Genomic DNA, 12,112 nt, shown 5'->3' on the forward strand with positions numbered 1-12,112 from the left:
TTAGATTCGTTAATTATTAGATTGTCTAATCATTTAGGAACGGAGGTCTTTTTCATGGACGGTTGTTTATTGAATGAAATCATTCGACGTTATGAAAGTGTTTCCTTTTCGGTACAGAAAAAAGCGGAAACATTGATTAAAGAAGAAATAAGCGAAGACTTGACGAGCGATCAGCATTTCGTTTTGAGATACATCCACTCAAAAGAAGAATGTACATCTACAGAACTTGCTGATGTCTTCCATGTCAAAAAAAGCTCTGTTACGGCCATCATCAATCGACTCGTAAACCGGGGATTGATCGAGCGGAGGCGGGATACGGATGATCGTCGTATCGTATACCTATCCCTTTCTGAGAGTGGCGAGGAACTATTTGAACTATCACAAGAAAAAGTTCATCAGCTTGTAGCTTCCTTTATCCAAAAGTTTGACAAGGAAGAAATCATGCAGTTCATTAGTACTTATGAAAAATTGGATGGTTACCTTGTTGACTTGATTAAAGGCGAGGAGGAAGAGAAGTGAAATTTGTCGTTAAAGCGAGATGGTTCATCATCGGGTTATGGGTTCTAACAATTTTCGCTTTAGTCTCCACTTCTCCCAATATGGAAGACTTAGTCAGGGATAAGGGACAAATAAGCGTTCCTGACGGTTACACCTCTTCCAAAGCAGATGAAATATTGGATGATGCGGCTGGTGAAGATGAAACCGGATCTCGGGTAGCTCTCGTTTTCCATAATGAACAAGGACTTACAGATAAAGAATTAGCGGAGGCAGAACGTAGTATAAGAGAATTAAAAACCAATCAAGAAAAATTAGGAATTACAGAAATAACAACGCATTTCGATACACCTGATTTGAAAGATCAACTCGTTGCAAAGGATGAGAAGACGATCCTAGTAGGTATCGATGTAAAATTCAATGATCGTACACCAGCGGAAACACGCGATGATCTATATGAAACGATCGATTCAGCAAAGGTAGATCATTATTATACGAGCAGTTGGATGATCGATGAAGATTTGATTTCAAGTTCACAAGAAGGACTGAAGAAGACGGAAGGCATCACAATCGTCTTTATATTATTGGTTCTTTTTCTGGTTTTCAGGTCAATCGCAGCGCCGATCATTCCTTTATTGACTGTAGGGGTGACTTATATCACATCCCAATCGATCGTCGGCTTTCTCGTTGATCGGTTCGACTTTCCACTATCGAATTTCACCCAGATCTTCTTGGTAGCCATCTTGTTTGGGATTGGGACAGACTACTGCATTTTACTTTTGAGCCGATTTAAAGAAGAGATCCCGCATCATGAAACAGTTGATGGAGCAATCCTATCAACCTATAAGAACGCAGGGCGGACAGTTGTCTTCAGTGCTTTAGCTGTTATGATCGGTTTCTCATCGATCGGGCTCTCAACCTTTAAATTGTATCAATCTGCTGCTGCAGTGGCAGTCGGTGTCGGAGTATTGATCCTTGCCTTGCTCACGATCGTTCCATTCTTTTTGAAATTGTTCGGAGCAAAGTTATTCTGGCCTTCTAAGGGGAATCTTGAACATAAACAGAGTCGAATATGGGGCTGGGCTGGGCGTTTTACGTTTGCCCGTCCGATGATCTCTTTATTGATCGTCGGTTTGCTCACTTTGCCGTTCCTTCTTACGTATGACGGGAAGCTTTCTTTCAATTCACTGAATGAGATTGGAAATGATTATGACTCTGTAAAAGCTTTCGATGTCATTTCAGATAGTTTTGGTCCTGGGGAATCATTACCAACAAAAGTGGTTCTTAAACATGATGAAAAGCTTGATTCAAAAGAATATCTGTCAATCATTGAAGAAATCACACAGTCGATTGGAAGGGTCGACGGAATTGAAACGGTACGGAGTGCAACTCAACCAACAGGCACACAAATTGAAGACTTCTTCGTTTCCAACCAGGCTGAACAATTGAACAATGGAATCGGTGAAGGGAAAAATGGACTGAATCAGATCGGAGGAGGTTTATCCGAGGCTACTACTGAACTGAAAAAATCAGAACCGGAACTGACAGAAGCAACTTCTGGTATCGAGGGTCTCATAACAGGAACCCAAGACTTACAATCTGGCGTCAATCAACTAGGTGGCTCCCTGGAGAAAATTGAAGCAGGAATACGGAGCGGATCGGCTGGTGCAGATGAATTACAAAAAGCGATCAAAGAAGCTAAAGCTGGTACCCAATTGTTGATTGACAAACAAAAGGAATTACTTGAAGGGTATCAACAAATTTCAAATGGTGTTTCCCTTCTATATAATGAATATGAATTGATTCAAGGGAATTTAAACGATCTGTCCCAAGGTCTATCTTCCTTGCAAGGTGATTTGGAAAAGCTTGGTGAAGATCATCCGGAATTGAAAAATGACAAAACATATCTAACAGCTGTGGAAAAGAGTAAACAATCAACAGGAGCTGCAAAAAAACTTACAGTTGGCATGAACACGTTGAATCAAAACTTAGACAGCATAAATACGAAGTTCCTCAAAGCTAACAATGGCTTTGATAAGCTGATCCTCAAGCAAAAGGATTTGGTGAACGGCCTTAATCAAGTTTCACAACATCTCGGGAAATTGGAAAATGGCTTGAATCAAACGGCTGAAGGTCAAAGACAGGTCATTGATCAAGTTCCTGCCCTTTCCAACGGTTTACGTTCAGTGAACAGTGGCCAACAACAACTCCTTGACGGATTTGAGGGCTTGGATACGCAGATTAATCAATTGACGGATGGATTAGACCAGAGTGTGGATGGCCTAGACGAAATATCGAATGGATTGACTTCAGCACAAGATTATTTATCTTCATTGAGTAGGTCAGGCAATCAAGCGACAGGTTGGTACATCCCTGATGAAGCTTTAAAAAGTAATGAATTCCAACAATCTCTGGATGCCTATATGACCAAAGAACGTACGATCACGACATTCGATGTCATTTTTTCGGAGAATCCTTATTCCACCGATTCGATGGATAAGGTGGGTGAAATTGAATCGGCCATCGAGCATTCGACTGAGGGTACAGCCCTGGAAGGAGCAGATTATGGCATCGGTGGTGTAACAAGCATTAACCATGATTTGGAAGGAATATCGAACGCTGATTACAGTCGTACAGTACTGTTTATGTTGATTGGAATCTCAATCATCCTGATCATTTTACTTAGGTCAATCATCATGCCAATCTATTTGGTGGCTTCACTAATTCTCACCTATTTCACTTCCATGGGGATGACAGAAGCGATTTTCGTCAACATTTTGGGCTATCCAGGCATCAACTGGACAGTACCGTTTTTCGGATTCGTCATTCTCGTTGCCTTAGGTGTGGACTATAGTATCTTTTTAATGGACCGGTTCAATGAATACAACGAGCTGTCGGTAAAAGAGGCGATGATCCTATCGATGAAAAATATGGGTACAGTGATCTTATCTGCTGCTGTGATCCTTGGGGGTACCTTCGCTGCGATGTATCCTTCTGGTGTCCTTTCGCTCTTGCAAATCGCGACAGTCGTTTTAACCGGATTGTTCCTTTACGCACTTGTACTTCTTCCGTTGTTCGTCCCAGTCATGGTAAAATTATTCGGGAATGCCAACTGGCTGCCTTTCAAAAGGAACTAGCCAAGTGTAGATTTGTGACTAGGAGTGTGAGCGAATAATGGAACTTCACCTTGATTTCATCGAAGACAAAGTCGAGATCTTTGAAGCTAATGAACTTTCAAAATTGGAAACGATTATACAAGAAAAGATCGAACAGAACAAAGCCCTTTTACTTCGAGTACATCATGTATCACACCAAGTGACCATCGATCCATCGAGTGGGAGGCATTTGTATTCAGCTGTCATTCATTTCAGATATAAAGGCTGAAAAAAGATGTAGGAGTCGACAAAACCATGTCGGCTCCTTTTTTCTACGGCTCAGGTCTGATTTTTAAATAGTGCCGAGGTTCGTTGTTTCATTTCTGAAACTGTCTTAATCTAAAACAAGGAAGAAATTAACAAACATCATTGAAAGTAGGTTTTATTATGAAAATGCTTTTGGCAATCTTAATCATTGTAATAGGAGTCTATCTCCTATTCACCGAAACGAGATTCAAATGGTTCGGTTTTGCTGATGACAAGACCTTTTCAGAAACAGTGGATGATACAAAGCTGATTGATATCGATGTGTCTGGTGTAAACACGGAAATCATACTCGAAAACCGTGATGACTTAAGGGTGCAATTGAAAGGGAAAGGAAGCGTAGATGTTGATAGACGCGGTGATGATATCAATGTGAAAGCAAGAAGAGGCTGGTTCCATTGGTTTGGATTTGATCGCTCCAAATTGACCATCCATGTACCTGAAAAGTATGATCAAAAAATGAATCTGGATAACGGCTCAGGGAACCTCTCATTTGCGGGATCCTCTGACCCCATTAAATTAAAAACCTTAGAAATCGATATGAACTCCGGAAATCTTAATCTTAAAAATATCCATGCAGAAAAGTTTATACATGATGGATCCTCAGGAAATGTAGATATCAATAATTTGAAAACTGAATCAGCTTCCTTCGATATCAGCTCCGGAAATGTAAAGGTAAAGAAATTTTCTGGCGCATTGACGGCTGACATGTCCTCTGGGAATTTCAACATTCAGATGGAAGAATTGACCGGTGATGTCGATGTCGAGATCAGTTCAGGTTCTGCCAATCTGGATTTGCCAAAGGAGGCTGACTTCAAGTTGAAAGGAAAAACGAGCAGTGGTGCCATTCATTGTAACTTTCCTTTAAAAAACCAGACATCGGATCGAAAAGTCATTGAAGGTACACATGGTTCAGGAGAACACCTTATTGTATTATCGGTATCAAGCGGAAATATTAAAGTGCATTAGGATATTTAATATAAAACTCTATTAAAGTTCATTGTTGATATTTTTTCGGTCAATCCGCAAGCCCTCACCTCCACAGGATGTGCTGGCTTCGACGTCCCACCCCAGGACATGGTTGTTTTTAGTCGGAGATCTTTAAATTGCAGGTCACGCCGGGCTTGCCTGGATACTTATAAAAGGAAATGACCCTTAGGAACCAACTATCCTTTGGGTCATTTCTTTTCATATTTCACTAATTTGCTGCTCCAGGTTCTCGCGTGACAGAAGTCGGTTTCCAGCCTTCACCTTCCACCCATTCCAACATGACGACGTAAGGATTGTCTTTCTCTGCCGCCGTACTTACAATGCCTTTTGCTGTAGTCGGCGACCCGCCATTTCCAATCCACCAGTATTCAATTTCATCAGGTGATAGACCAGTCGCATATTGAAGTGCTTTTTCTTTTTCTTTCCAATCTGTTGTCCCTTTTTCAAAACTGGATTGGTGTGCACCTTCCTGTTCAGTACCTACAGGCTCCCAATCACCATCTGGTCCAGCCGTTTCATCTTTATATGTCTTATAGCCTTCCTGATCTTCGCTGCTTGAATCAGATGAATCCTCTTCTTCTTTTACGGAAGGTTCATCTTTCTGGGATTCGCTGTCAGTTTTATCTTCATTTTCCTTACTCTCTTCATCCCCTGTTGCTTGTTTATCTGTGTTTTCATCATTGCTTGAGTCGTCAGGTTGTCCATTTGGATCTGATACCGAAGCGGAATTTTCTTGATTTGATTGTTCAGTTGCAGATTCATCATCACCAATTAGCATAGACGCGCCGACGGCAAGGATCCCGATGAAGACGATACCGATCAATATATTCAATATAAGCGTTTGCTTTTTATTTTTTTTTGTCCGTGCATATCTTGAGCTGGAAAAATTATCTCTCATGGTCTCCCCTCCAATTCTAAATATTATTCTACCACTCTACATAGATTCGATGAAGGATTAATTTTCATACCGTACAAAAAAATTTTGTTCGTTTAATAATGTGAATATTTGTAATTTTGAAACTAATTTTGTCGTTAAAGAGGATTTTCGCCATATCATGACCAATATATGTAATAAGGAGGGGTGAAGTATGCAGTTTACAACTTTTCATTCAGAAGATTGGAATCTTAAAACGTTTCATACGATCGGCTATCAAAAAGATACGCAAACGTTACATGTCTGTTTACATGATGGTTCCACACTTGAAGTACTTGATGTATCTGAACAAAGGCTCTTTGAATTTATCCTTGCGCCTTACAAAGAACAGCATCTTCAGGACCATGTTCTCCCCAACCATGATGTTAAAGTTGTCCAAACCAAAACATAATATATAATTGCTCAGTCTGGTTGTTGTTGTCTTTCATACAGCTGTTGGACTATCTGTGCAAATGTCTTGTTCGTTGCAGTTTCTCCTTCAGCTGCATCCAAGTCAACAACGGCCAGCGCATATTTTGGAGCATCAGCCGGAAAATAACCCGCAAACCACTTGTTGTAAACCTTAAGATCCTTGTTCCCTTTTTCAGCTGTCCCGGATTTCCCTGCTACAGTCCAGGGTAATTCGTTAAAGGATACGTGTCCTGTGCCATTTGGATCTGTAACGACTCCTTCTAATAACATTTGAAGCTTTTTGATGGTATAGCGAGATAAAGTTTCACCATCCATTTCTTTTTCCTCGAAATCGGCAAGTGTCGTCCCGTTCTTGTAGAGAACTGAATGGGCTGAGCGCACTTGTTTTTTTGTGCCTCCTCTTGCTATAGTCGCCATCATATTTGCAACAGAAAGAGGAGAAACCTTCACATTCAATTGTCCGATTGCGGTTTGGGCAATTCCCCGGGGAACATGCTTGTCCTGTTCGTTATTCCATATTTTAGTTCGGTGCTCATCAGGAAAGTGCGTGAAGTCCTCTAGATGGAACACATCGCCTTTCCAACCAGCATAGTCTGCCATTCCTAATTTCCCTGAATATTCTTCTATAATATCCAGATCTTGTTCCATCATTTCATTAAGCAGCGTTGCAAATGTGTTGTTGCAACTCTGAAAAAAACTTTCTTCGAAAGAGAGATAGCCCAGATCACGTTGCCCTTCGCCGTCATTATACGTGTTTTGGCTGCAATTGAAGGTTCGTTCCGGATCGTTTGCAAGATGTTCCTCTTCAATCGCTGCTGCTGCCGTCACTATTTTAAAGACAGAGCCTGGGAAATGGGAGGAGAGCATCTGATTCTCCGTTCCATCAGCAAGCGGGTTATGTTTTGGAGGTAATGGACGGCTGACCATGGCCAGAACGTCACTGGACGCCACATCCAACAAAACAGCTCCGCCTTTCTTTATCCTGAATTCATCAATTGCATCTTCAAGAATTTGTTGCGCGACTGGATCCAATGTCGTTTTTAAAGAAACCGGATAAAAAGGATTGGATGGTGCGGTATATTTTACGTCAAACCCAAAAAGCGGTTTGCCTGATTGTTCAACATGGTAGATGAGCTTCGATTCCCCTTCTGATATCAAGAATGGATCGAAAGCTTCTTGTACCCCGTTGACACCGACCTTTGTGGATTGGCTTATCAGTCCTTTCTCGATACGTTCAGGGTACTTGTTCCGTATCGTTTCAGGACTTTCTCGAATAGAACCGATAAAATGCCTCGCAAACGTGCTTCCCTCATTGGTTGAGAGCATTTGGCCGAAAGCTCCCTGAATCCTCAATTCATTCACTTCATCGACTGTTTCGCCATTTATATCTTTATTTTTTATAACAAGTGGATCTTTACGGTTCTCTAACTGGCTTTTCAATTCAAAAGTGGACCGGCCGATAATCTGGCCGATCTCCTTAAGGGCTTTTTCATTCTCATTTAAAAAAGGAAAAAGGATAATGGAAGGCTCATGTACTTTAACTAAAAGATTCCCGTAACGGTCCTCCATTTTCCCTCTCCCATCGTCTAGAGCGATTGAGTGGATCCGTTGCTTCACACTTTCTTCAACAAGGTTTACCTGGTATTTTGAGAAAGAGTGTGTATCAATCAATTGGATAAAAGCAAGCCTGCCGATCAGCAAAGCAAACATCAGGCTGAGTACAATCAGGAAATGATAAATTCTTTTCGGAATGTTCATGGGAATCCACCTCATCAACATTCTCACCTGAAACTGCTTTTTTTAAAACAAAGTTTTTTATGAGTTGACACAGGGTTGGTAAACTTTTTTACAACGTCGGTTAGCTTCATCGCTGAAAAGTCCTTTTAAAAAACCCGTTCATCTACTCGATAAACGGGTCAATCCTTTAATCAGCCTACTTCTACGATGCGTACGTTCATTTCCCCGCCTGGCGTTTGTACGGCTACTTCATCGCCGACTGTACGGCCTAACAGGCTCTTAGCCATCGGTGAATCATTAGAAATCTTACCTTCGAATGGATCTGCTTCTGCACTGCCGACAATAGTATACGATTCTTCATCCCCATCAGGTAACTCGATGAATTTTACTGACTTGCCAATAGAGACGACGTTAGGATTTTGATTTTGCTCTTCAATGATTTCGGCATTCCGGACCATCTTTTCAAGCTGTTGGATACGCGCTTCAACGAAAGCCTGCTCATCCTTAGCTGCATCGTACTCCGAGTTCTCTGATAAATCTCCAAAACCTCTCGCCACTTTGATACGTTCGACAACCTCTTTACGCTTTTCCGTTTTTAAGTATTCTAATTCATTTTCGATTTTCTGCTTGCCCTCTTCTGTCATGTAATGTTTCTTTTCTTCTGCCATTATGTGCTCACTCCTCTAAAACCTTCTCGTTACCGACTAGTATATGCATACAAACAAATGACGTATTATTAAAAAATGTAAACGTAAACATTGTGTATTACGAGTTGAAAATCTTCACCCCAAATATTGAAAACAGAGGTGAACTGATCCCCTGTCATGGTTTTAATATTTCTTTTGTTTCCAAAATGGTTTTGATTTTCGTTACCATCAGATCGATCGCTACTCGGTTTTGACCACCTTCAGGAATTATGATATCAGCATAACGCTTTGTCGGTTCAATAAATTGATTATGCATCGGACGAACTACCGTTGTATATTGCTCGATTACAGAGTCGATGGTACGTCTCCGTTCGTTGATATCACGAAGTAGACGTCTGATGATACGGACGTCTGCATCAGTATCAACGTATAATTTAATATCCATCAAATCACGCAACCGTTCGTCCTCTAAAATAAGTATACCTTCTAATATAATAACATCTTTTGGATCAATTGGAATTATTTTATCACTTCTTGTGTGCGCTGTATAGTCATAAACCGGTTTTTCAATGGACTGTTTGTTTTGGAGCAGTTCGATATGTTGGATCAGCAAATCATTATCGAATGCAAGTGGATGATCGTAATTCGTTTCGAGCCTCTCTTCCATTGATTTATCGGATTGATCTTTATAGTATGCATCCTGTTCAAGGATTAAAATCGATTGATCAGCAAACTGTCTGAAAATCTCTTTTGCTACAGTCGTCTTTCCAGAGCCTGAACCTCCAGCAACGCCTATTACAACTGGTTTCTTACCCATGCTTCTTCCCCTTCATTCTTATACTTTATCTTTTAAAATACTAATCGCCATTCCATCACCAACCGGTAGTATTGTCGTATGGAAGGTATCTTGATCCATCAAGAATTCATTGTAATCTCGAATTTTATCAGCCAGCTTCCGAAACCTTCTCGTCTCGATTTCCTCATTTCCTTTCGAGACGAATCCTCTGAACAATACATTATCGCTTACAATTACCCCGCCTGGAACGAGCATACTCTCAAACTCCTGGAAAAAACGTTTGTATTGTCCTTTTGCAGCATCTATAAAAATAAAATCATATGGTCCCGCCTCTTCTATTTGGGATACCTTTTCAAGTGCATCCCCCTCAATCACATGTATGGAACTCTGTAATTCCATTTCAATTATATTGTCGATGGCTTTGCTAAACCGCTCTGGGTCCCGTTCAACTGTAATGACATGGCTGTCCGGAACAGCTTGTACCATTCGGATCGCCGAATAACCGATCGCAGTACCGATTTCTAAAATGCGTTTTGGTTTATGAAGTCTCATGACTTGCAAAAGAGCTTCCATCCCGATCAAATCCATGATTGGAACGTTCCCTTCCTGTGCCTGTTGCTCCATATGTAGAATTTCGTGTTGCCTTCCAGGGATCAGTCTCTCTAAATAGAGTTTCAATTCTTCAGAAATCATGTGGAAGCCTCCTCTTAACCCGGTCTATTTTAACATAAGAAAAGAGGGAATGCGAGTCAATCCCATTCCCCCTGAATCGTGTATCATTTTTTATCTTTATTTGCCAGGTCACGCCACTCCTGGATATACTTTTCTTTGATCTTATTATGTTCGTCCAATGTTTTTGCATAAAGAACTTCGCCATTCGGGCGTGCAAAAAAATAATAGTTCGGATTCGGCTCTGGATTCACCGCTGCATTGATCGCTGATTCCCCAGGTGCAGAAATCGGTCCAATCGGTAACCCTGATTCATGATACGTATTGTATGGTGACTCAACTTCTGTGTCCTTATACGTCACCGTTATTTTAGACTGTTGTTGCGCATAGGTTACCGTCACATCCGACTGGAGGGGCATTCCCTCTGCCAGACGGTTATAGAAGACCCCGGACACTTTAAAGCGGTCTTCTTTTTCTTTGGCTTCTTCTTCAATGATGGAAGCCAGCGTCAGTATCTGATAGGTAGTATAACCTGAGTCTTGTATATCAGCCTGGTAGGACATGACGATTTTACTCATTTTTTGGACCATGGATTCAATGATGGATTCTAATGAAGGATTCTTTTCATAGAAATCATATGTCGCAGGAAAAAGATAGCCCTCAAGCGGCCAAATTACCTTTTCATCTAATATCTTTTCATCCAAGATTGGATATTTGGCCATTAATGACTCTATGAACTTCTTGTCTTTCATTTTTTCTTGTACTTCTTCCTCTGTGTAATCCGTTTGTGCGGCAATTCTTTCTGCCACTTCGTTTATTCGTAATCCTTCTGGAATTCGGACAACCATTTCAGCTTGCTTATATACTTTCCCGTCTTTCAAGGAATTGATGATATCTTTCATTTCCATAGCTTGGGTCAATTCATAATTCCCGGCTTGAAAATCATCTTCATTTTTATATTTAACATAATATTTGAATACAAGGGCACTTTTGATGACACCGCTCTCTTCTAATTTTTTTGCGATTCCCCCTGTTGAAGTCCCGATCGGTATTTCTACTTCTACCGGCTTATCATTGGTAGCATTGACTGGTTCCAACGCACCTTTAATATATACATAGCCACCGATCCCAACGCCTACGATCGAAAAAACAAGAAGCGTGAGCACGATGAAGACAACACGTCTTACAATCTTTGCCTCCTGATTACGGCGCACGATCGTTTCTTGATCAAGATTTGGTTGAAGCACCTAAATATCCCCCCTCTAATACATCTTTTCTATTATACTATAAGTTAGTCCTTTTTCGGCTTAAATTCGTCAATTTTTTTAGATTTTGTCAAATTAAGGATTTCGTAAATGCTCCCTTATCCTGAAGGAATCCTTTTTGATTTCTTCAAGTGAACAAGAAAAGCGCAAACGCCCTGATCAACCACGAAGGTCACTGGAAGTCCGACGAGGAGGCTGTCGCCGCCGCAGGAGGACTGTAGTGATCCAAGTGGTTGGGCGTTGGAGCTAGACAACTAGAAAAGCGCAAACGCCCTGATCAACCACGAAGGTCACTGGAAGTCCGACGAGGAGGCTGGCGCCGCCGCAGGAGGACTGTAGTGATCCAAGTGGTTGGGCGTTGGAGCTAGACATCACTTCACCGCAACCACATTTTTAAACTTTCTTATCCTTAAATAAAAAACTGACCACATTTTGTGGTCAGCCCAAACATCGTTCTGTTTATAATTCTTCGGATTCTTGGAAAGTGTTCAACATTTCTTCAACCATATCCCATTCTTGATCGGATTCGATCGGAAATAGCTCGATATCGTCATCTTTTTCGCCTTTATCCTCATACCGGAATGCGAAAACCTCAACATCCTCCTCATCCTCGCCAGTTTCCGCTGGAACAAGTACCATATAGGAATGTTCTTTTTCGTCGACATCAAATGTAAAGAGAACTTCAAATAAGTGCTCTTCTCCATTTTCATCCGGGATAATAATACGCTCTTTTTCTTCCTCTGGCATTT

12 protein-coding genes are annotated in these 12,112 nt (G+C 41.1%); 5 read left to right on the top strand and 7 right to left on the bottom strand.

What is annotated here, in order from left to right; genetic code table 11:
• Positions 1-54: 54 nt before the first annotated feature.
• The 4 genes from L1611_RS02455 to liaG all read left to right on the top strand — a co-directional run bounded on the left by L1611_RS02455 (position 55) and on the right by liaG (position 4,883).
• On the top strand, positions 55-519 hold the full coding sequence (locus tag L1611_RS02455; protein ID WP_236311466.1) for a MarR family transcriptional regulator: 465 nt from the start codon (positions 55-57) through the stop codon (positions 517-519).
• Complete coding sequence (locus L1611_RS02460) at positions 516-3,632, top strand: MMPL family transporter (protein WP_236311467.1); 3,117 nt, start codon at positions 516-518, stop codon at positions 3,630-3,632. The genes L1611_RS02455 and L1611_RS02460 overlap by 4 nt, the downstream gene beginning before the upstream one ends.
• Before the next feature lie 37 nt (positions 3,633-3,669).
• A complete protein-coding gene (locus L1611_RS02465) occupies positions 3,670-3,879 on the top strand; it encodes a DUF2536 family protein (RefSeq protein WP_236311468.1) in 210 nt (69 codons plus the stop codon).
• A gap of 158 nt (positions 3,880-4,037) precedes the next feature.
• Entirely contained in the window at positions 4,038-4,883 is an 846-nt protein-coding gene (liaG, locus tag L1611_RS02470; protein ID WP_236311469.1) for a LiaG family protein, read from the top strand.
• Positions 4,884-5,112: 229 nt separating this feature from the next.
• Here liaG and L1611_RS02475 read toward each other — a convergent pair whose 3' ends face one another.
• Positions 5,113-5,802, bottom strand: coding sequence for a YrrS family protein (locus tag L1611_RS02475; RefSeq protein WP_236311470.1), 690 nt, complete (start codon positions 5,800-5,802; stop codon positions 5,113-5,115).
• Positions 5,803-5,992: 190 nt separating this feature from the next.
• On the opposite strand from L1611_RS02475, the gene L1611_RS02480 reads away from it, so the two are divergent.
• Complete coding sequence (locus tag L1611_RS02480; protein WP_236311471.1) at positions 5,993-6,229, top strand: KTSC domain-containing protein; 237 nt, start codon at positions 5,993-5,995, stop codon at positions 6,227-6,229.
• A gap of 11 nt (positions 6,230-6,240) precedes the next feature.
• Here the strand turns inward: L1611_RS02480 and L1611_RS02485 are convergent, their stop codons facing one another.
• The 6 genes from L1611_RS02485 to L1611_RS02510 all read right to left on the bottom strand — a co-directional run bounded on the left by L1611_RS02485 (position 6,241) and on the right by L1611_RS02510 (position 12,110).
• Entirely contained in the window at positions 6,241-8,007 is a 1,767-nt protein-coding gene (locus tag L1611_RS02485; RefSeq protein ID WP_236311472.1) for a peptidoglycan D,D-transpeptidase FtsI family protein, read from the bottom strand.
• Positions 8,008-8,177: 170 nt separating this feature from the next.
• Positions 8,178-8,654, bottom strand: a complete 477-nt coding sequence (gene greA / locus L1611_RS02490) for a transcription elongation factor GreA (RefSeq protein WP_236311473.1) — start codon at positions 8,652-8,654, stop codon at positions 8,178-8,180.
• A gap of 154 nt (positions 8,655-8,808) precedes the next feature.
• Entirely contained in the window at positions 8,809-9,450 is a 642-nt protein-coding gene (gene udk, locus L1611_RS02495; RefSeq protein ID WP_236311474.1) for a uridine kinase, read from the bottom strand.
• Between the two features lie 18 nt (positions 9,451-9,468).
• On the bottom strand, positions 9,469-10,122 hold the full coding sequence (locus tag L1611_RS02500; RefSeq protein ID WP_236311475.1) for an O-methyltransferase: 654 nt from the start codon (positions 10,120-10,122) through the stop codon (positions 9,469-9,471).
• 83 nt (positions 10,123-10,205) lie between these two features.
• Entirely contained in the window at positions 10,206-11,345 is a 1,140-nt protein-coding gene (mltG, locus tag L1611_RS02505) for an endolytic transglycosylase MltG (protein ID WP_236311476.1), read from the bottom strand.
• Between the two features lie 477 nt (positions 11,346-11,822).
• The gene (locus L1611_RS02510; RefSeq protein WP_236311477.1) at positions 11,823-12,110 is read right to left on the bottom strand and encodes a DUF1292 domain-containing protein; all 288 of its coding nucleotides are present in this window, start codon (positions 12,108-12,110) and stop codon (positions 11,823-11,825) included.
• Positions 12,111-12,112: the final 2 nt, after the last annotated feature.

Source organism: Pseudalkalibacillus salsuginis, from assembly GCF_021646685.1.
In the GTDB taxonomy this organism is placed as follows: domain Bacteria; phylum Bacillota; class Bacilli; order Bacillales; family Fictibacillaceae; genus Pseudalkalibacillus; species Pseudalkalibacillus salsuginis.